The sequence below is a fragment of the Longispora sp. NPDC051575 genome (assembly GCF_040681875.1).
Lineage (GTDB): Bacteria > Actinomycetota > Actinomycetes > Mycobacteriales > Micromonosporaceae > Longispora.
In genome coordinates, this window is record NZ_JBFAZP010000009.1 from 1 (window position 1) to 20,587 (window position 20,587).

Below are 20,587 nucleotides of genomic sequence, written 5' to 3' on the forward strand. Positions count from 1 at the left end.
TGGGGGGGGGGGGGGGGGGGGGGGGGGGGGGGGGGGGGGGGGCCGGGCCGCCCCCCCCCCCCGGTCGGGTCAGTCGTCGACGACGACCTTGTGGTTCGCGCCGAACTCCTGGCCCGATACCAGCTCCGACTCCCGACCGTCCGGGCCGACGGGCCGGTCGCCGGTGAGGGTGACCCGGTGCAGGGTGCGCCGCAGGTCCAGGTGCTCGATGTCGCTCGGGGCCAGGTGCGCGGTCGCCCGGTTGTCCCAGAACGCCACCGTGCCGGCCTCCCAGCGCAGCCGCACCGTGTACTCCGGCCGGGTCAGCTCCGCGTACAGCAGGTCGAGGATCGCCTTGGACTCCCGGGCCGACACGTCCACGATGTGGCTGGTGAAGCCGGGGTTCACGAACAGCCCCTTCTCCCCCGTCACCGGGTGCACCCGCACCACCGGGTGGATGGCGACCAGCAGGTTGTCCTGCACGACCTTGGCGTAGCTGGAGCTGCGGGCGATCTCGTAGCCCCCGCCGTAGCGGTGCTCGGCGCGCAGGGTGTCCACGAACGCCTTCACCGGCTCCGACAGGCCCTCGTAGGCGGCCACCAGGTTCGTCCACTGGGTGTCGCCGCCGATCTCGGGCACCACCTCGGCGCGCAGGATCGACCCGGCGGGCGGGTTCACGGCGGCCGTGACATCCGTGTGCCAACCCGTGAAGTAGCTGTACCGCCTCCGGCGGCTGGCGACCCCGAAGTCCGCCCCGTACTTCTTCTCGTACCGCTTCGGGTCCACCGTGTAGATCTCCGGGAAGTTCTCCGGCGGCGTGTCGTCGTGCGGGTGCGCGTACGTCAGCTCGCCGAACTGCCGGCCGAACGCGATCTGGCTCGCGTGGTCGAGCTGCTGCCCCCGGAAGAAGATCACCTTGTACCGGTGCAGCGCGTCCTTGATCGACTGGACGGCCTCGTCGTCGAGCGGCCGGGAGATGTCCACATTGGAGATGTCGGCGCCGATGTGGCCGGCGACGGGTCGGACGATCACGCGGTTCAGGGTGGAGGTCATGTCACTGTCCCTTCTGGGCTGCGGCGACTGCCGCGTTGAACTCGGAGAGGACCGCCTGGTCGAACTGCGGGGCGAGCTCGACCTTCGCGGGAAGTTGGGCGTTCTTCGTGAACAGGTCCGCCTGGGACTGCTGGGCGTCCAGCACCGCGGCGTCGACCGCCGTGTACGTCGCGCTGCCCGAGCCCTGGTAGACGAGCTTGCCGGTGGCGGGGTCCTGCTTGCGCTCCTTGACGTAGTACGCGTCGATCCACTCGTCGGTGTGCGCCTTGACCCAGGCGTTGGCCTTCACCTGGCGGGACACGAAGTCCAGCAGCGCGGCGCGCTTCCTCGGGTCGGCGAGCGCCGCCTTGGTGGCCAGCTTGAAGCCGTACCCCGGGGTCACGGCCTTGCCGTTGATCAACTGGACGGCGTCCGGGTGCTCCTTCAGGTACTTCACCCGGGTCTCCTCCGACACCGTCGCCGCGTCGACCGTCCCCGACTCGAGCACGTTGCCGACGTTCTGCAACGGCACGTCCACCGGGCTGATGTCCTTCTGGGCGAGCCCCTGCTTGTCGAGCACCCGCAGCAGGAAGCCGTGGTTGGCGGTGTTCTTCGAGTACGCCACCTTCTTGCCCCGCAGGTCGTCCAGCGACTTCACGCCGCTGCCCGGCCGGGCGACCAGCGTGTAGCCGGGCCCGTCCGTGCGGGTCACCGAGACCACGCTCACCGGCAGGCCGCTGGCCTGGGCGAACATGGCCGGGGTGTCGCCCATGGTGCCGTAGTCGATCGCGCCGGCCTGGATGGCCTGGTTGACCAGCGGCCCACTCGCGAACTGGTTGAACTCCACCTTGTACGGCAGGTTGTCCAGCTGGCCGGACAGCCGCAGCGGCAGTTCGACGCCCCGACCCTGGTCGCCGATGCGCAGGGTCACGGGGCCGGACGCCGCCTCCGAGGAGGTGGAGCAGGCCGACAGCAGGGGTAGGAAAAGAAAAAGGGCAGCACAAAGACGGGCACGCATGGGGGTACTCCCGAGAGGGGTCTGAAGAATGCGCGAAGGCGCGCGGAAAGGGTGGCCGAGCCCCGGCCGGAACCGTGGCCGGTCAGCCCGGTACGGAACGGCCGGTCGGCCCGGAGTGGCTCAGTGGGATCGACTGGTCAGCGACAACAACAACAGTCGGAGCTGGGACGACAGAACCCGGCGGGCGTCGCGCCCACGCTCGGAGTTCCGGTCCAGATGCTCATAGGACCATCCTGGTGGGCCCTTCCCGGGGGCGCAACATAATGCACTTGTGAATTAATCCGGTACCCGGAAATCAGGTTCTAGTGTGTGACGAGTTCCAGGGCCAGCGGACGTTGGTAGACCGCGTCGAGGGCCGCCGTCACGGCCGCCATGCCCAGCACCCGGCCCGGGAAGCTGCTCGGCAGGACGGTGCGGTCCGGGTCCTCGCAGACCTGGGAGTGCCGGGCCACCTCGGCGCGGAGCACCGCCAGGCAGTCGGGGAAGCGGATGACGCCGGGCTCGGTGACGACCAGTACCTCCGGATTGATCAGGTCGAACAGCAGCGCCGCCGCCCGCCCGACCAGCTCCGCCCGGTCCCGGAACAGCCCCAACGCCACCTCGTCCCCCGCCTCGGCCCGGACCAGCAGCGCGGGCAGGTCCCGCTCCCCGGACCGCGCCACCAGCGCCCCCTCCGCCGCCGCGGCCTGGAAGCACCCCGCCTTCCCGCACGCGCACGGGGTCCGCAGCTCGTCCAACGGCAGATGGCCCACGACCCCGCCCGCCGACCCCGGCCCGTGGTGCGCCGCTCCCCCGGTCACGATCGCCGCGTCCACCACGTTGCCGACGAACAGGTGCACCAGGCTGCTGGTGCCCCGGGCCGCGCCGAAGAGCTGCTCGGCCAGGGCCAGGGCGCGGGCGTGGCTCTCCACCCGGACGGGGATGCCCAGGTCCTGGAGTGCCTCGGCAGCGTGCACGTCGTGCCAGCCGAGGACGGGGTGTTCCACGATCACGCCCCGGGCAGGGTCGACCCAGCCGCCGGTGACCAGGCCGATGCCGACGACGGCGTGGCCGGCCATGAAGCGCGGGAGGCGGGCGCGGATGGCTTGTAGGACGGAGGTGGGGGTCGGGTGGGTGTTCGTTGTGGTCTGGTGGGTGTTCGTTGTGGTTGGTTGGGTGGGCGGGGGTGGGTTGCGGCCGGCGTGGTGGGTCGGGCCGTCGGTGGTCGTTCCGTGCGGGAACGTCTCCTGGGCCAGCACCCGGCCGCGCAGGTCGGCCAGCGCCAACGTGACGTGCGGGACGGCGATGTGCACCCCGCAGACGACCGGTCCGTCCGCGAGGTCCACCGGCACGTGCGGCCGGCCCGCCCCCGACGGCCGGACCAGCTCCGGCGCCTCACTGAGCAGGCCGACCGCCGCCAGGTCCGTGTAGTGCCGGGTGATCGCGGCGGGGCTCAACCCGGTCAGCCGGGCGATCGTGGTCCGGGAGAGCGGACCGTGGTCGAGGACCGTGCGCAACACGTGCGCGGCGGTGGAGGAACGGCGGCCGTCGGGCTTCTGCATGGCGGGGCTCCCTGCCGTGGCGTCCGAAAGGAACGGAGAACACCTGACGGGTACGCGGTCCGGCCTGGTCACCGGGCCTGACTACTTCTTCGCGACGGCGGGGCTCCAGGGGTCTGGCGCTGCCCCGGGCACCGGGCTGGCTGGCGCTCTCCCTGTCCCTGGGCCGGGCTGCATGGCTCTCCCGGGCCGGGCCGGCTGGCTCTCCCGGGACTGGTCCGGGGGCCGGCTGGTTCCCTGAGGTGCTCTGGGGGACCGGCTGGCTCCCGGAGGTGGTCCGGGGGACCCGACTGGCTCCCGGAGGTCCGGATGGACAGTCGGGGTGTCCTGGGAGACCGTGGAGCGTCCAGCTGGACGGTGGGTTTGTCGGACCCGCCGGCCGGGAGCTGCCCGGGGAGTACCGGGCTGGACCTGCCCGGGCGGTGCCTGGGCGGATCTGCCCGGAGAGTGCCGGGGTGGCCGTGGTGGTGCTGGACCTGTGTGCCGTCGGTCGAAGTCAGGGGCCGGTGGGGACGGCCTGCGCGAACCCGCCCGGAGCCGGACAGATCGCGCTCGACTGGCGGCACAGGTCGACGTGACGTCGAGAACTGAACGAGGCCGCCTGTGACATGCGTCGATTCTGGCAAGCGGGTGGGGAGAGGTCAACAAAGGTGACGTGGACCGCAGTGGGGTGGACGGATAGATGGTGGTTCCGTCCGTTGCCGGGTGGGGGCGTCTTGTCCGCTGGCCGGGTGGGGGTCCTGTCTGCTGGCTGGGTGGGCTGCGTCCCGTTCGTCGGATGGGCTGGACGGAGTTGTCGCCCTCTGGGCGGGCCTGGCACTGTGTTGCCGCGCTCGGGGGGCTGGGTCCGTTCCCGTGACCCGGGTGGGTTGGACGGAGTTGTCGTCCGCCAGAAGGGCCGGGCTGCTCCGGTGCGCGGGTAAGGCGGCTGAGTTCCCGTCGCAGGGGCGGGCAAGGTCGGATCAGATCGGATTCCGGTGCGTGGCGGGGCGGGTGTGCTGGTGCCCGCCGGCCGGGCCGGGTTCCGGTACCTGGGCGAGGCGGGTGTGCTCCCGTCGCCGGGCCAGGCCGGGGCGGGCCGGGTTCCGGTACCTGGGGCGGGGCGGGGGTGCTCTCGTCGCCGGGGCGGGCCGGGTTCCGGCGAGGGGGCGGGCTTGTGGTGCGTTCCCGCCCGCAGGGCCAGGTGGGCACCACAGGGGCTCCGGTCAGTCGCTCAGCGCGCGGCTCGTTCCGGTGATCTGGCGGTTGTGGATCAGGTGCGGCCCGACGTCGCGGGACCGGTTGGTCGTCTGGTGGCCGTGGCGATCGGGCCTGGCGGGTGCGAGCCGTTCGAGCAGAATGGCGATCGTGTGGGATACCGCCGTGGTGATCATCAGGGACCGTACCGGCCGGGTGTTGCTGGTGCACCAGAACTACGGGCTGCGGTTGTTCGGACTGCCCGGCGGCAAGGTGGAGCCGGGCGAGACGATGGCGCAGGCGGCTGTGCGCGAGGTGGCCGAGGAGACCGGGCTGATCGTGACGGTGGGCGACCGGTACTCGGTCGATGACCTGGTCTATCCCGGCGGGGCGCGGTTCCGGGCCCATGCGTTCGTCGCCACGACGGTGGAGGGTGCGCCGACGGTGCCCGATCGCGTGGAGATCTCCTCCGTCGAGTGGTACGACCTGGAGAAGCTGCCGACTCCGCTCACCCCGTCGGCCAGCGCGATCCTGCCGAGGCTCAGGACGCCGCAGTAGCCGTAGCGGCCGCATGGCCCTGTCGCGGTCGCCGGCAGAGCGGCCGGTGCCTTCGATCCGCTACTCGTCCGGCCCCGCCCCCGCCCACCAGGCATCCACCCCCGCCAGCAGCCCGCCGCGCACCTCGGCCGGCGCCGCCGAGTGGGTGATCGAGTCCCGCGCCAGCCGGGCCAGCGTCGCATCGTCACACCCCAGGTCCCGCGCGATCTGGTACTGCCCCGCGAGCCCCACCCCGAACAACAGCGGATCATCGGTACCCAACGCGACCGGCACCCCCGCGTCGAGCAGCGCCGACAGGTCCCAGGCGACCCCCAACGGCGGGTACGACGTCGGACACAGCTCGACCGCCACCTGCCGCCCGGCCAGCAGGCCGAGGGTCTCGGGGCAGCTCGCGGCGGTCACGGCATGGCCCACCCGGTGCGCGCCCAGCAGTTCGACGCAGTCGCGGACATGCGCGGCCGGCTCGTAGAACCCGGCGTGCGGCACGATCCTCAGCCCGGCGTCCGCCGCGAGCCGGCAGGCGGCCACGAAGTCGCCGACCCGACCGAGCCGCTCGTCGTTGGACAGGCCGAACCCGATCACACCCGGGGTCGCCGCCGCGAGCCGGGCCAACCGCTCGGCGTGCTCCGCCGTGGCGCCCCAACTCGCCGCGACCACCACGCCCACCGGGATCGGGGCTTCGGCGGCCCCGGCGAGGACCGCCGCGACGACGTCCTCCAGCGAACCGAGCCGGGCCGCGTAGGACGTGGGGTCCACCTGGAGCTCCAGCCAACCGGCCCCGTCCGCCGCGTCCGCCGTCGCCGCCTCCCGGACCACCCGGACGACGTCCCCGGCGGACCGGATCACGGCGCGCGCCAGGTCGTACCGGCCCTGGAAGTCCGCCCAGCCGTGCACCCGGTCGGGCGGTAGCGGCTCGGGTAGTCGGAGGCCGTCGCGGGCCGCCCACTCGGCGAGGGTGTCGGGGCGCATCGAACCGGTCAGGTGGAGGTGCAGGTGCGCTTTCGGCAGTGCCCGCAGGTCCCTCATCCGAGGGGTCCGCCGCGTCCCACCCGCCCCGGCTCCCCGCGCCCGCCGCGTACCGAGGCCACGGAACCACCGCGCCCGGGCTCACCTGTGCCGCCGCGCCCGACATTCCGGGGGGCACCGGGAGCCGTCTGGTGGCCGAGGGTGCTGTCGACGGTGAACTCGACCGCGTCGGGCGTGCCGTCACCGTTCGGCCAGGCGGAGTCGATCCGGGTCAGCACCTGGTCGGTGCCGGAGGTCCAGTTGGCCTTCAGGGCCAGCACAGCGCCGGACAGGTCACCGTCGATCAGGCGCTGGGCGATCAGCCGGTGCTCGTCGGCGGACCGGCTGACCTGGGTCTCGTCGCCGAGTTTGAGGTGCACGTACCGCCGCAGGCTCGCCTTCACGGTCGTGATCAGGTCCATCAGGCGCTCGTTGGAGCAACCGCCGAGGAGCAGTTCGTGCCATTCGTCGTCCCGCTGCTCGACCTCGGCCTGGGTGGCCTCCGTGGCGGCGAACTCCTCGGCGAGTTCCAGGAGCCGCGGCGCGGTCCGGTGCAGGTACGCCACGCTGGAGGACTCCAGTGCCAGCGCCTCCAGGGCGGCCACGACGGGGGACAGCTCCTCGTACTCCCGGGGGGTCACCGGCGCGAACCGGAACCCCTTGCCCGGGGAGCTCTCGATCAGCCCCTCGATCTCCAGGGCGATCAGGGCCTCCCGCAGCGGGGTACGACTCACGCCCAGTTCCGCCGCGAGCCGTGCCTCGTTGATGTTGTGGCCCGCCGGGAAGTCGCCCCGCCTCGACCTGGCCAGCACTTCGGCCTTGATCTGGTCCCGGAGCGGGCGTCGCTCGATCGCCATGGTCCGCCTCCCCCACCCGTCAGTGTGCGCTCTCGCGGCCATCTATGCGGTACCGCCGCCGTCGACCGGCAGGATAGCGCCCGAGACGAAGCTCGCGGCGTCACTCGCCAGGTACGCCACCGCCTGGGCGATCTCCCGGGGCTGCCCGATCCGCCCCAGCGGCCGGTCGGCGGCGTCCACGTAGAAGCTCTCCACGGTGGCGCCGAGCTGCGCGGCCTCGTCGGCGAGCATCCCGGTGGCGGTGTCGCCGGGGCACACGCAGTTGACCCGGATATTGTCCGGCCCGTGGTCGATGGCCATCGCGCGGGTCATGTTGACGACGGCCCCCTTCGACGCGCAGTAGGACACGGCGCGCCCGCCGCCCGACATGCCCCACCCGGAGCCGGTGTTGATGATGCTCCCGCCGCCGGCCGCCCGCAGGTGCGGCACCGCGTACCGGCTCATCAGCATGATGGACTTGATGTTGACCGCCATCACGAGGTCCCAGTCGTCCTCGGTGATGTCCTCAACGGTCGAGCGCCGGATGATGCCGGCGTTGTTGAACACTGTGTCCAGCCCGCCGAACGCCTCGACCGCGGTCGCCACGGCGCGCTCGCAGTCGGCGGCCTTCGAGACGTCGCAGCGCACCGCGACCCCGCCGATCCGGTCGGCGTGCTCCCGGGCCCGGTCGAGGTCCAGGTCGGCGAGGACCACCCTCGCACCCAGCTCCGCGAACAGTTCGGCCGTGGCCAGCCCAATGCCGGACGCCGCTCCGCTGACGATGGCCCGCTTACCCTGCAACATGTCTCTGCGCTCCCTGGTCTTCTTCATCATGGTGCTGTCCGTGCGCCCGGCGGGTCATTCCAGCCGGTACATCGTGCGCCGCCGCCAGCCGGTCAGGACCGGCAGGTGTCCCCGCAGCCGGGCGTCGAGCTCCTCGTCCCCCGTGTCGACGAGGAGCGGCCGGCCGCCGAGGCCCGCGAGTTTGGCCTCGGTGGCCACCACGGTCAACTCGGCGCGCGGCACGAGGTCGAGGAGCTGCTGGTTACCCCTGCCGAGCAGGAAGCCCTGGCCGCCGACCGGTGACAGGATCAGCCGCACGGCGACCGCCCCGCCCGCGAGCGCCGTGACCGTCCGAGCGTCGACATCGGGGTGCACCTCGTGGTCCAGCACGGCCGTCACCCCCGTGACAGGGGCGTCGTATCCGTGGCCCCGGAGGATCGCCCGGGTGGTCGTGCCGGGCCCGAACACGTGCAGCACCCCGGGCGCGAGGTCGACGGACGCGGCGATGCCGGCGAGGTCCTCCCCGTCCTCGACGGTAGAGCCGATCTTGCGGTGCTGCACCCGACGGGCCAGGAACGGCACGGGAAGGTACCCGTACAGCCTGGCCGACACCTGTGCCGGATCGGGCCGGTCGACGACCTCGCAGTCCCGGACGGGAGCCCGACCGTCCAGGTACGCGGCCGCGACCTCTCCGGCGGCGCGCGGTTGCACGGCGTAGACGGCGGAGTGCACCTTCACACCGGTGGGGACGCCGAGCACTGCGGGCGACCCCTGGACGGCCGGGCCATGCCCTCGCCCCCGCGCCATGCCCTGCCCTGACCCCTGCCTCGGGCTCTGCTCCGACGGGGACTCGAACGGGGACCCGGGTAGGCGGAACGCCGATTCGTTCCCGACACCGCCCCCAGACCCGGGCTCGGCCCCGGCCACGAACTCCGACCGAGCCCCAGGCCCGGTCCCGGGCTCGCTTTCAGCCCCACCCTCGGACCCGGACTCGGTCCCGGCCCGAGACTCGGTCCCGACCCCAGCCTCGGCCCCAGACCCAGACGTAGACACAGCCCCAGTCCCGGAGGTCAGCCGAACTCCAGGCCCGGTCCCAGGCTCAGCCTCGGCCCCGGAGTCAGTCGCGGCCCCTCTCCCGGTCCCGGAATTCGCCGCGGCCCCGGACTCGGTCTCGGTCTCGGCCCTGGACTCGGTCCCGGCTCGAGACTCGGCCCCGACCCCAGCCTCGGCCCTAGCCCCAGACCCAGACATCGCCACAGCCCCCGTCCCGGCCTTCGGCCGAGCCCCAGCGCTGGGCTCATACCCAGCTCCAGCCCCAGTCCCGGACTCGGTCCAGGACCAGGGCTCGGGACAGGAACCGGACTCACCCTCAATCCCGGGCGCCGACAACGCCGTCAGCACATCCCGCGCCGTCCCGTCACCCCCCGCGAACAGCAGCAACTCGACACCGGCCGCGAGCAGCTCCGACACAGCCCGGACCGTGTCGCCCCCCGTCGTCACCTCGGGCCGGTCCACGACGACCGCGTAAGGCACCCCGGCGAGAGCCGCCGCCGTCTCCCCCATGTCGCCGGCCACGGTGAGCAGCCGGACATCGGGCCGGTGCGCGACCAGCGCGGACAGCGCCAGCGCGGCCCGGTCGGCCGAGCGCGGGGCGACCCCGGAGGCCAGGCCCCTGATGTCCGGCGCGTCGCTGCCGTGCAGGGCGCCGGGCCCACCGAGCCCGGCGACGGGATTGACCACCAACCCGACGAACGGCCCCCCGCGCAGATGGAGTTCCCCGCCCGATCCGGCAGGTCCGGCCAGGGATGACTCCCCCGCAGGCCTCTCCGACCCGGTCGAACCCAACACACCCGCCGGTCCGGCCGAACCTTGCGGTCTAGGCAATCCAGTCAGGCTGGGCGACCCGGCCGGGCCGGGAGATCCAAGCAGGCCAGGCGACCCGAGCGGGCCGAGCGGGCCGGTCGAGCCGGTCGAGCCGGTCGGACCAGTCGAGCCAGGCGGGCCAGGCGGGCCAGTTAGGCCAGGCTGGCCGGGTGACCCGGCCGGCACCCCGGAGTCCACGGCGCGCACCGCGCCCACCGCCCCCGAAGGCCGAGCCGATCCCCCCATCTCAGCGGTCATCCGCGATCTTCCGCCGATAGGCCCGCCACGTGACCGCCCACGTCCCCGGATCGTCCAGGGTGTCCTCACGGTTCCGGTGCACCGTGGAGTTGTGCGGTGCGGTCCGGACGGTCTCCGGGGATTCGTACGCCTCTCGGGCCACCTCGCGCATCACCCCGACGTACTCGTCCAGGTCCGTCCGGGAGTACGACTCCGTGGGCTCCAGGGTGGCCGGCTCGGGCACGAGGTACGGGTGGTGGCTCGTCCAGTAGTGCACGCCGAAGTCGGCGGCCCGCAGCCCGATGTCCTCGGAGTGCACCCCGGTGTCGGCGTGCAGCTGCTCCCACGAGTACCGCACCTGTTCGATGCGGCGCTTGCCCTCGGCGTACGGCGCGGAGACGCCCTTGATCTTGAGCATCTCGGTGAGCAGGTAGTTGTTGTTGAGGACGGCGATCTCGGCGACCTCGCGCAGCCCCTCGGCGCCCAGGGCCATGATCCAGGAGTACGCGCGGACGATGTTGCCGGCGACGCCCTGGTAGGGCCGGACCTTGCCGATGGACAGCGGACCGGGGTCGGTGAGGTCGTAGTTCGTGCCGTCGAAGGTGACCAGCGGCCCGGGCAGGAACGGGGCCAGCTCGGCGGTCACCCCGCACGCGCCCGCCGCCGGTCCGCCGCACGCGTGCGGGGTGGAGAACGTCTTGTGCAGGTTGAAGTGGCACAGGTCGAAGCCGGCCTCGCGGGCCCGGGTGATGCCGAGGATGCCGTTCGCGTTGGCCTGGTCGTAGCTGGCGAGGCCACCGGCGGCGTGCACGATCTCCACGAACTCCGCGATCCTCGGGTTGAAGATGCCGGTGTCCTCCGGGTTGGTGATCAGCAGCGCGGCGGTGCGGTCGGACACGGCCGCCTTCAGCGCGTCGATGTCCGGGTAGCCGTCGGCGTCCGGGTACAGCGTGATGACCTTGTAGCCGGCCGTGGCCGCGCAGGCGGCGTTGGACGGGTGGGAGAAGATCGTGGTGATGATCTCGTCGCGCTGCTCCGCCTCGCCCCGGGAGGCGTGATAGGCCCGGATCATGGCCACGTTGGTCCAGATCGCGGCCGAACCGGCGCCGGGCTGGACGGTCACGGCGTCCATGCCGGACACCTCGGCGAGCATGCCCTGCAGGGAGTGGATGATGGCCAGCACGCCCTGGACGGTGGCCGGGTCCCGGGCGGGGTGCAGCTCGGCGATCCGGCGGATCAGCACGTCGTTGACCTTCGGGCTGTACTTCATCGTGCAGGTGCCCTGGCCGATGTCCACGTTCAGGTCGGCCCCGAGGGTCTCCTGGGAGAGCCGCAGGTAGTGCCGCAGCACCCGGTTCTGCGAGATCTCGGGGAGCACGGGCGGGGTGGCGCGCCGGATGCCGGCCGGCAGCGCCGCCGCGGGGTCCCCGACCAGGGCGGTGATCTCCTGCTCGGCCAGCGGGGGCAGGATGCCGCGCTCGCCGGGCTGGGTCAGCTCGAAGACCAGCGGTTCGTCCCAGCTGGCCTGGCGGAACCGGCGCAGCGCGGGCTTCCCGCCGATCCGGGCGTCGGCGGGGTCGACGGGGCCGGTGTCGGTGGCCTTCATGCCAGCACCTCTCTCACGGAAGCGGCCAGGAGTTCGATGTCGGCCTGGGTGTGCACCTCGGTCACGCAGCACAGGGCCCGGTGCCCGTCGAGGGGCAGCCCGGCGAGGATGCCCCGGTCGCGGAGCTCGGACAGCACCTCCGCGACAGGTCGCACAAATTCCACCACGAACTCACAGAAGTGTGGATCGTCGGCGTTCGGCACGGTGACGCCGGGAATCGCCCCGAGGAGGCGCATCGCGTACGCCGTACGGGCCATGATCGTCGAGCCGATCTCGCGCATGCCGGTGGGGCCCATCAGGGACAGGTAGACGCCCGCCGTGATGCCCCAGAGCGCGGCGGCGGTGCCGACCCATTCCTTGCCCTGCTCGCGGACGCCGAACGAGGTGCGCCCGTAGGCGACGTCGCCGAACCCGTACTCCCCCTCGACGAGGGTCGGGACCAGGCCGAACAGGCGGGACGGGAACTCCAGGACCAGGCGCTCGTCGTCCCGGGTGGCGATGAAGCCGGCCTGACCGCCCCCGTACTGCATGTGCATGCCCAGGGGTTGGATGTCCCCGCACACGATGTCCGCGCCGAAGGTCGCCGGGGAGGCGAGCACGCCGAGCGCCATCGGGTTGCAGCTCACGACCGCGAGGGCCCCGGCGGCGTGCGCGGCGGCCACCAGCGTGGGGGCGTCGACGTCGATGACGCCGTGGAAGTTCGGATACTCGAGGTAGACGCAGGCGGTGTCCTCGTCGAGGGTGTCCGTGAAGGTCATGGCGCCGCGCAGGTAGTCGGTGATCTTCGACAGCTTGTCGGGCGACACCGGCCCGCTGATCAGCACCTTCGAGCGGCCCGTGACCCGGCCGGCCATCCGCAGGGAGGTCGCCGCGGCCTGGTAGCCGTCGTAGGTCGGCACGTTGACGACGTCGAGTTCGAGCAGCTCACCCATCAGGCTCTGGTACTCCCAGAGGGCCTGGAAGCGGCCGTGGTCCTCGTAGGGCTCGCCGGCGTAGGCGGTGAGGAACTCCGCGCGCCCGTTGACCTCGTCGCAGACGGCGGGCACGTGGTGCGGGTAGCAGCCGCCGCCCAGGAAGCTCAGGCCGTCGGTGTTGCGGTCGAGCAGCCCGCCGACGTGCCGGACGAGCTCGGCCTCGCTCCGCATCGGAGCCGGCAGCCGCAGGGGCCGGTGGAGGCGCAGGTCGGAGGGGATGTCGGCGTAGAACTCCTCGACATCGGCGGCTCCGACGGCGGCGAGCATCGCGGCTCGGACCCCCGGGACGGAGTTCGGGATGTAGGGATGGGCGTGGTCCATGGCTCCAGTATGCATATTGTATTCAAAATTCAAAAGACTTGACTTGGATGTTGGATCGTGTTCACTATCGAAGCATCGATCCAAGCCATCGGAGGCTGCCGTGACCCTCACCCGACGACACACCCTGTCCCTCACCGCACTCGGGCTCCTCGGTGCGGCGGCGGGGTGCGCGAGCGGTTCGCCCAAGAAGTCCACGAAGCAGGCCACCGAGGGCAAGGAGCTCACGGGCACCGTCACGGTGTGGTCCTGGGACGTCGCGGCGACCGCCCTCAAGCGCCTCGGGCCGGAGTTCACCGCGAAGCACCCGAAGGTCAAGATCGAGATCACCGACATCGGGTACGACAACGCGTACGACAAGATCACCATCGGCCTCAAGTCGGGAAGCGGCCTGGCCGACGTGTTGACGGTCGAGACCGACCACATGCAGACCTACGCCGCCCAGTTCCCGACCGGTTTCCTCGACCTGACCAGCGTCGCCTCCTCGATGAAGGCCGACTTCGACCCGTCCAAGTGGGCGGCGTCGAGCGACAAGGACGGCAAACTGTTCAGCCTGCCGTGGGACTCGGGCACGGCCGCCCTCTTCTACCGGACGGACCTGTTCGCGACGGCCGGGATCGACCCGAAGTCCATCGCCACGTGGGACGACCTGATCACGGCGGGCAAGACCATCCTGGCGCGCACCGGCGCGAAGCTCCTGGTCAGCGACGTGTCCAACGGGGCGGGTCCGGTGCCGACCCTGATGCAGCAGCAGGGAGCGGGCTACTTCAACGCGGCCGGCGACATCACCCTGGACTCGCCGGCGACCCTCGCCGCGATCGACATCGTGAAGCGGCTCAACGACGCCGGCCTGATCCTCAACGTCAAGGGCTGGGACGCCCTGGTCAGCGCCAACAAGGACGGCAAGGTGGCCTGCGCCCCGTCCGGGGTCTGGTGGGCGGGCACGCTCGCCACCGAGATGCCCGAGCTGTCCGGCAAGCTGGGCGTGATGCCGCTGCCCGCGGTGACCGCCGGCGGCGGCCGGACCGCCAACAACGGCGGCTCCACCCTGGCGGTGCCGGGCCAGTCGAAGAACCCGGACGCGGCCTGGGCGTTCGTGAGGTTCTGTCTCGCCGACGTGGCCAACCAGGTGTCGATGATGAAGGCGGAGGGCCTGTTTCCGGCGTATCTGCCGGCGTTGCGCGACCCGTACTTCGACGCCCCGCAGAAGTTCTTCGGCGACGCCCCGATCTACCAGATGTTCCGGGAGCAGACCTCGAAGATCCCCACGATCACCTACACCGACGACTACGCCAAGGCCGGTGACCTGCTCGACTCGGTGGTGCCCGGGGTGCTGCTCCGGGGCAAGGACCCCAAGTCGGAGCTGAAGAGCGCCGCCGCCCAACTCGCCGGTCAGACCAAGCGGAAACTGGCGTGAGGGGGCGCGCCGGCTGGTTCTTCACGGCACCCGCCGCCGTGCTCTTCGCGGTCTTCTTCGGGTATCCGCTGGTCGCCAGCCTCGTGCAGAGCTTCCAGACGGACGCCGACGGCGAGACGGTGTGGGCCGGGTTCGACAACTACACCAGGCTGTTCCAGGATCCCCTCGTCGGCCGGTCCCTGGTCAACATCGCGCTGATCCTGGCCGTCCAGGTGCCGCTGATGCTGGTGATCGCCCTCGGCCTCGCCCAGGTGCTGAACCTGAGCTGGTTGAGGTTCCGCTCCGGCTACCGGGTGGCGTACTTCCTGCCGGCCGTCACCACGCTCGTCGCCTACGCGGTCGTGTTCCGGGTGCTCCTGAACACCGACTCGGGGCTGCTGAACCAGATTCTCGGCACGCACATCGACTGGCTGAACGATCCGACGATGGCCCGGGTGGCCCTGATCGGCTCGATCACGTGGCGCTGGACGGGGTACAACATGGTCATCCTGCTGGCGGGGCTGCAGGCGATCCCGAAGGAGCAGTACGAGGCGGCGGCCATCGACGGGGCCGGCTCGTTGCGTACCTATGTGAGTGTGATCGTTCCGCAGTTGCGCCCTGTGTTGTTGTTCTGCCTGATCACGTCCACGATCGGCACGCTGCAACTGTTCGACGAGAGTTTCGTGCTCACCTCGGGCGGTCCGGACAACGCGACCCTCACCCCGGTGCTGTACCTCTACGAGAACGGCTTCCAACAACTCGACTTCGGGTACGCGGCGGCCATCGCCTGGCTCGTCGTCGCCCTGACCGGCCTGCTCTCCCTCGTCCAGTTCCGCGCGTTGCGGACGAAGTCGTGAAGCGGCTCGCGCACCTGCCGCTGCTGGTCGGCGCGGTGGTCAGCCTGTTCCCGTTCTACTGGATGATCGTGGCGGCCACCCACCGCACCCGGGACCTGCTGCACTCCCCGCCGCCGTTCCTGCCCGGCGACCAGCTGTTCGAGAACCTGCGCCGCCTGGAGGAGACCGTCGGGTTCAGCCGGGTCACGCTCAACACCGTCGGGCTGACCGTGGTGTACACGGCGCTGTCCAGCGTGATCAGCGCGATGTGCGGCTACGGGCTGGCCAAGTTCCGGTTCCGTGGTCGGGGGCTGCTGCTGGCCGTGCTGCTGGCGACCATGATGATCCCGTTCCAGGTGCTGCTCGTGCCGCTGTTCCAGATGATGGCGAACGTGGGCTGGATCGACACGTACCAGGCGGTGATCCTGCCCTTCCTGGCCAACTCGTTCGGCATCTTCCTGATGCGGCAGGCGTTCCTGGACTTCCCCGACGAGCTGATCGAGGCGGGCCGGCTCGACGGCTGCTCGGAGGCGCGGATCTTCTACCGGATCGTGCTGCCGGCCGCCCGGCCCCAGCTCGCGGCCGTGGTGATCTTCACGTTCATCTCGCAGTGGAGCGCCTTCATCTGGCCGCTGCTGATGCTCAACTCCGAGGACAAGTACACGATCCCGGTGGCCCTGTCCCGCATGATCGGACAGTCGCGCGTCGACTACTCCGGCCTGATGCTCGGGGCGTTCATCGCCACCCTGCCGATCATGGCGGTGTTCCTGGCGTTTCAGAAGCAGTTCGTGTCCGGCCTGCTCGGCGGCTCGGTGAAGGGATGACGATGAGGTACGGCGGCGACTGGAACCCCGAACAGTGGGACCGGGACACGTGGCGCGAGGACGTCCGGCTGATGCGACGGGCCGGGGTCAACATGATCACGCTCGGGGTGTTCTCCTGGGCCCGGCTGGAACCCGCCGAGGGCGCGTACGAGCTGGACTGGCTGGCCGAGATCATCGACCTGCTGTGGGCGCACGGGATCAGCGTGGACCTGGCCACCGGCACGGCCTCGCCGCCCGCCTGGTTCGTCCGGAAGTACCCGGACGCGCTGCCGGTCACCGCCGACGGGGTGCGGCTGGAGTTCGGCTCCCGCCAGCACTACTGTCCCTCGTCGCCCGCGTTCCGCGCCGCGACCGTGGCGCTCGCGACCCGGATGGCGGAGCGGTTCGCCGACCACCCGGCGCTGGCGATGTGGCACATCTCCAACGAGTACGGCGACCATGTCACCGAGTGCTTCTGCCCCACGTCGGCGGCAGACTTCCGGCGCTGGCTCGGCGAGCGGTACGGCACCGTGGAGCGGCTGAACCACGCGTGGGGCACGGACTTCTGGGCCCAGCGGTACACGTCGCTGGACGAGGTCGAGCCGCCGCGCACCGCGCCCGGCCCGACGAACCCGACCCAGCGGCTCGACTGGCGGCGGTTCTGCTCGGACACCCTGCTGGACTGCTACCGGGCCGAGCGCGCGGTCCTGCCGCCCGGCGTCCCGGTCACCACCAACTTCATGTCGATGATGCGCGACCTCGACTACTGGAAGTGGGCGGCCGAGGAGGACATCGTCTCCGACGACGCGTACCCGGACCCGGCCGACCCGACCGCGCACGTCACCGCCGCGATGAACTACGACCTGATGCGCTCCCTGCGCGGCGGCCAACCGTGGCTGCTCCTCGAACAGGCCCCGTCCGCCGTCAGCTGGCGGCAGGTGAACGTCCCCAAGACCGACGCGCAGTACCGGCTGGGCAGCCTGCAGGCCGTCGCCCGGGGCGCCGACGGGGTCCTGCACTTCCAGTGGCGCGCCTCGGTCGCCGGTGCCGAGAAGTGGCACTCCGCGATGCTCCCGCACGGCGGCGAGACCTCCCGGGGGTACCGGCGGACGGTCGCGTTCGGCGCCGAGCTGGCCCGGCTGTCCCCGGTCGTGGGCGCACGGAGCACCGCGCACGTGGCGATCGTGCTCGACTGGGACTCCTGGTGGGCGCTCGAACTCGACGAGCACCCGTCCCAGCTGCTCCGGTGGCGCGAGCTCGTCCGCGCCTGGTACGAGCCGCTGTGGAACGGGAACGTCTCGGTCGACTTCGTGCCGGTGGACGCCGACCTGACCGGGTACGGGGTCGTGCTCGCCCCCAACCTGTACCTGGTCACGGACGCGACCCGCGCCAACCTGGAGTCCTATGTGGCCACTGGTGGCCGGCTCGTGGTCGGGTTCTTCTCCGGGCTCGTCGACGGGAACGACCACGTGCACCCCGGGGGCTACCCCGGCGCGCTGCGGGAGCTGCTCGGCGTCGCGGTGGACGAGTTCTGGCCACTGCCCGCCGGAGAGTCCTCGGACATCAGCCTCGACGGCCGGTACCCGGTGACGCTGTGGCGGGAGTGGCTCGACACCACCACGGCGGAGGTCGAGGCCAGCTACCTGGACGCGCCGCTCGCCGGGCGGCCCGCGATCACCCGGAACCGGTTCGGCGACGGCACCGCGTGGTACGTGTCCGCGCACCTCGGGGCCGACGGGCTCGACAGCCTGCTGCGTCCGATCCTCGACGAGGCGGCCGTTCCCCGGGTCGGGTCCGACGGGGGCCCGGGGCAGGTCGGCTCGGTCGGGGCGCCCGTCGCGGTGCCGCCCGGGGTCGAACTGTGCCGGCGCGGCGACTTCCTTTTCGTCCTCAACCACACCCCCGACCCGGTGACCGTCGAGGTCACAGGACACGACGTGCTCACCGGAACGCCCATCGACGGCACCCTGCACCTGGGCGGCTCGGACGGGGCCGTGCTGAGTTCCGTCGCGCCGGAGGCCACACATGCGGGGTCAGCTGGGTAGCCCGCCCACCAGGGCTCGCTCGCGCCGGCCGCACGACACAGGGGCTCGCCCAGGCCGAACAAGCGCATCCGATTTCGCCTGCGCAGGTAGTCGACCTGGGCAGACGGTCGCGCACGGGACGGGCTGGCCCGACCCGGCACGGCGTTACGTCCACATCCGAACAGCCCAGCACAGCCGAGTCCAGCCCAGCCCCGCTGAGCCACGCCCAGCCCTGCCCCACCAGCCCTACCAGCCCTACCAGCCCAGCCGAGTCCACCCCAGACCTGCCCCACCAGTCCAGCCAGTCCAGCCACGAGTGACCATCAGCGATCCACGCCAGCCCCGCAAGTCCGTACCCCGAAAACTCACCGCCCCTCAACCAGTCGGCCCCATCCACGGGCCGACCAGTCTGGAGTTTCCATGCGCAGGAGAACCTTCGTCGCGGCGGGCCTCGCCACGACGGCCGCCGTAGCCCTCCCCGGGGTCGCGTCCGCCGACCCGTCCGCCACCCCGGCGGCCGGCCCCACGGAAGAGTTCCGCAACGTGCTCGACCTGCGGGGGCTCCCGACGGTGGCCCGGCCGCCGAGCGACAACCCGCTGAACGTGTTCGCCGACAACGGTTCCTGGCACGGGTACGGGCTCGGGGTGGCCGGCGGGTTCTCGGGCCCGCTGTACATCGCCGAGGAGTACCCCTGGTGGCTGTCCCAGGTCTTCAGCCGGGTCGCGTTGACCGACGCCACCACGGGCGCGTCCATCCCGCTGACCCAGGTCTCCGCCGACTCGCTGCCGGGGCTGCTCCGGCAGGTCTCCTCCTCGGGCGACGGGATCACCCTGACCCTGGAGCTGCGGTTCGTGTCGGGCCGCACCGCGCTGGTCCAGGGTTCCGTCCGCAACGACGGCGCGCGGGCCCGCCGGGTGGCCGTGTCCTGGTCGGGCACCCTGCTGCGGCACGAGTCCGAGCCGATCCGGTCCGCTCCCCGGCTCCGGGCCACCGGCACCGGGGTGGCCGTGGACTTCACCGAGGTCCGGGAGGTGTGGAAGTTCTTCTCCACGCCGACCCAGCGGTTCGAGGTCCGGCACGCCGCGCCGGTGACCACGACCGTCGACGGCGACTCCTACCGGACGCTGCTGGCCACCCCGCTGAACGTGTCGCCGAAGGGCGAGCGCCCCCTGACCTGGACGGAGACCTACTCGTTCACGGCGGCCGACCGGGACGACGAGACGGTGGCCGAGGCCCTGCGCAAGCCGAGCAACCCGGCGTCGGCCACCGACCGCCGGTGGGCGACGTACCTGCGCTGCGGCCTGGAGGGGGTGGCCCCCGAGCACCGCCGGGTCGCCGTCAAGTCCATCCAGACCCTGGTCACCAACTGGCGCAGCGCGGCCGGCGCGCTCCGGCACGGCGGGATCACCCCGTCGATCTCCTACGTCTGGTTCAGCGGCCTGTGGTCCTGGGACTCGTGGAAGCAGGCGGTCGGGGTGTCCGCGTTCTCCCCCGCCCTCGCCAGCTCCGTCATCGAGGCCCTGTTCGACTACCAGCGCGCCGACGGCATGATCCCCGACTGCATCTTCTACAACGACCCGGCGCACGGCGGCGGCAACTGGAACGAGCGCAACACCAAGCCCCCGCTCGCGGCCTGGGCGGCCTGGGAGGTGTACTCGGCGGGCGGCGACAAGGACTTCCTCCGCCGGATCTACCCGCGCCTGGTCGCCTACCACGAGTGGTGGTACAAGGCCCGGGACCACGACCGCAACGGCATCTGCGAGTACGGGGCGACGGTCGACCCGGCCAACGACTCCGACGGGGCCGTCATCGAGGCCGCCGCGTGGGAGTCCGGGATGGACAACGCGCCCCGGTTCGACGCGTCGGCCGTGCGCTCCAACGGTGCGGCCGGCTGGTCGATCGACCAGGAGTCGGTGGACCTGAACGCGTACCTGTTCGCGGAGAAGGGGTACCTGGCGAAGATCGCCAAGGTGCTGCGCGAGCCGTACCAGGACACGTCCGCGCCGATCGGGGCGTACGTGCGCGACAAGATGTTCGACCCCGCCACCGGTTGGTTCTACGACGTGTCCCTCGACTCCGGCCACCCGCTGGTCGACCGGGGCAAGGGCATCGAGGGCGTCATCCCGGTGTGGGCGGGCCTGGCCTCCCCCGCCCAGGCGCTGGCGGTCCGGGCGACCCTGCTCGACCCGGCCGCGTTCGGTACCCATGTCCCGTGCCCGACCGTGGCGGCGGACAGCCCGTTCTTCGAGCCGGAGGCGTACTGGCGCGGCCCGGTCTGGCTGGACCAGGCGTACTTCGCGATCGAGGGGCTCCGGCGGGCCGGCTTCACCGCCGACGCGACCGCGGTGCGCGACAAGCTGCTGCGCAACGCGGACGGCCTGCTCGGGGACGGGCCGATCCACGAGAACTACCAGCCGCTGACCGGGGCCCGGCTCAACGCCCCGAACTTCAGCTGGTCGGCCGCGCTTCTGCTCCGCCTGGTCCGCGCCTGACGGTGACCGTCCGGCCGTGCCCGCTCCGAGGGTCGCGCAGATCCTCGGAGCGGGCACGGCACGGCGTCCGACCCCGCTACTCGCCGTGGCACCTCAGCCCGGCGATCCACTC

The 20,587-nt window shown here is 71.8% G+C and carries 17 protein-coding genes and 1 pseudogene; 6 read left to right on the forward strand and 12 right to left on the reverse strand.

The annotated features are described in order from the left end of the window. Positions 1 to 69: 69 nt before the first annotated feature. The 5 genes from AB0M43_RS27060 to AB0M43_RS27080 all read right to left on the reverse strand — a co-directional run bounded on the left by AB0M43_RS27060 (position 70) and on the right by AB0M43_RS27080 (position 4,940). Entirely contained in the window at positions 70 to 1,032 is a 963-nt protein-coding gene (locus AB0M43_RS27060) for a TauD/TfdA family dioxygenase (RefSeq protein ID WP_363728588.1), read from the reverse strand. A gap of 1 nt (position 1,033) precedes the next feature. After that, positions 1,034 to 2,029, reverse strand: a complete 996-nt coding sequence (locus AB0M43_RS27065; RefSeq protein ID WP_363728589.1) for an ABC transporter substrate-binding protein — start codon at positions 2,027 to 2,029, stop codon at positions 1,034 to 1,036. 302 nt (positions 2,030 to 2,331) lie between these two features. Further along, positions 2,332 to 3,570, reverse strand: a complete 1,239-nt coding sequence (locus AB0M43_RS27070) for an ROK family protein (RefSeq protein WP_363728590.1) — start codon at positions 3,568 to 3,570, stop codon at positions 2,332 to 2,334. Between the two features lie 493 nt (positions 3,571 to 4,063). After that, on the reverse strand, positions 4,064 to 4,177 hold the full coding sequence (locus AB0M43_RS27075; RefSeq protein WP_363728591.1) for a putative leader peptide: 114 nt from the start codon (positions 4,175 to 4,177) through the stop codon (positions 4,064 to 4,066). 595 nt (positions 4,178 to 4,772) lie between these two features. Continuing rightward, entirely contained in the window at positions 4,773 to 4,940 is a 168-nt protein-coding gene (locus tag AB0M43_RS27080) for a hypothetical protein (RefSeq protein WP_363728592.1), read from the reverse strand. Between AB0M43_RS27080 and AB0M43_RS27085 the strand changes: the two genes are divergently transcribed. Beyond that, a complete protein-coding gene (locus tag AB0M43_RS27085) occupies positions 4,930 to 5,301 on the forward strand; it encodes an NUDIX hydrolase (RefSeq protein WP_363728593.1) in 372 nt (123 codons plus the stop codon). The genes AB0M43_RS27080 and AB0M43_RS27085 overlap by 11 nt on opposite strands. Positions 5,302 to 5,361: 60 nt before the next feature. On the opposite strand, the gene AB0M43_RS27090 is transcribed toward AB0M43_RS27085, so the two are convergent. From AB0M43_RS27090 to gcvPA, 7 genes and pseudogenes are all read right to left on the reverse strand, one after another. Continuing rightward, positions 5,362 to 6,327, reverse strand: a complete 966-nt coding sequence (locus tag AB0M43_RS27090; protein ID WP_363728594.1) for an adenosine deaminase family protein — start codon at positions 6,325 to 6,327, stop codon at positions 5,362 to 5,364. After that, complete coding sequence (locus tag AB0M43_RS27095; protein WP_363728595.1) at positions 6,324 to 7,163, reverse strand: GntR family transcriptional regulator; 840 nt, start codon at positions 7,161 to 7,163, stop codon at positions 6,324 to 6,326. The genes AB0M43_RS27090 and AB0M43_RS27095 overlap by 4 nt, the downstream gene beginning before the upstream one ends. Before the next feature lie 42 nt (positions 7,164 to 7,205). After that, positions 7,206 to 7,946, reverse strand: a complete 741-nt coding sequence (locus AB0M43_RS27100; protein WP_363728596.1) for an SDR family oxidoreductase — start codon at positions 7,944 to 7,946, stop codon at positions 7,206 to 7,208. Between the two features lie 54 nt (positions 7,947 to 8,000). Further along, complete coding sequence (locus AB0M43_RS27105) at positions 8,001 to 8,684, reverse strand: hypothetical protein (protein WP_363728957.1); 684 nt, start codon at positions 8,682 to 8,684, stop codon at positions 8,001 to 8,003. Between the two features lie 636 nt (positions 8,685 to 9,320). Continuing rightward, positions 9,321 to 10,046: pseudogene (locus tag AB0M43_RS27110) on the reverse strand (NAD(+)/NADH kinase); the annotation flags it as partial. Beyond that, positions 10,036 to 11,631: an aminomethyl-transferring glycine dehydrogenase subunit GcvPB gene (gene gcvPB, locus AB0M43_RS27115; RefSeq protein WP_363728597.1), complete on the reverse strand. Its 1,596-nt coding sequence runs from the start codon at positions 11,629 to 11,631 to the stop codon at positions 10,036 to 10,038. The gene gcvPB and the pseudogene AB0M43_RS27110, both read right to left, overlap by 11 nt. Beyond that, entirely contained in the window at positions 11,628 to 12,926 is a 1,299-nt protein-coding gene (gene gcvPA / locus AB0M43_RS27120) for an aminomethyl-transferring glycine dehydrogenase subunit GcvPA (protein ID WP_363728598.1), read from the reverse strand. The genes gcvPB and gcvPA overlap by 4 nt, the downstream gene beginning before the upstream one ends. A gap of 100 nt (positions 12,927 to 13,026) precedes the next feature. Between gcvPA and AB0M43_RS27125 the strand changes: the two genes are divergently transcribed. The 5 genes from AB0M43_RS27125 to AB0M43_RS27145 all read left to right on the forward strand — a co-directional run bounded on the left by AB0M43_RS27125 (position 13,027) and on the right by AB0M43_RS27145 (position 20,475). Beyond that, positions 13,027 to 14,340: a sugar ABC transporter substrate-binding protein gene (locus AB0M43_RS27125; RefSeq protein ID WP_363728599.1), complete on the forward strand. Its 1,314-nt coding sequence runs from the start codon at positions 13,027 to 13,029 to the stop codon at positions 14,338 to 14,340. Then, complete coding sequence (locus tag AB0M43_RS27130) at positions 14,337 to 15,176, forward strand: sugar ABC transporter permease (RefSeq protein WP_363728600.1); 840 nt, start codon at positions 14,337 to 14,339, stop codon at positions 15,174 to 15,176. Before AB0M43_RS27125 ends, AB0M43_RS27130 begins: the two co-directional genes overlap by 4 nt. Next, positions 15,173 to 15,979: a carbohydrate ABC transporter permease gene (locus tag AB0M43_RS27135; protein WP_363728601.1), complete on the forward strand. Its 807-nt coding sequence runs from the start codon at positions 15,173 to 15,175 to the stop codon at positions 15,977 to 15,979. The genes AB0M43_RS27130 and AB0M43_RS27135 overlap by 4 nt, the downstream gene beginning before the upstream one ends. After that, complete coding sequence (locus AB0M43_RS27140; RefSeq protein WP_363728602.1) at positions 15,976 to 18,003, forward strand: beta-galactosidase; 2,028 nt, start codon at positions 15,976 to 15,978, stop codon at positions 18,001 to 18,003. The genes AB0M43_RS27135 and AB0M43_RS27140 overlap by 4 nt, the downstream gene beginning before the upstream one ends. 399 nt (positions 18,004 to 18,402) lie before the next feature. Continuing rightward, on the forward strand, positions 18,403 to 20,475 hold the full coding sequence (locus tag AB0M43_RS27145; RefSeq protein WP_363728603.1) for a glycoside hydrolase: 2,073 nt from the start codon (positions 18,403 to 18,405) through the stop codon (positions 20,473 to 20,475). The last annotated feature ends 112 nt before the right edge of the window (positions 20,476 to 20,587 follow it).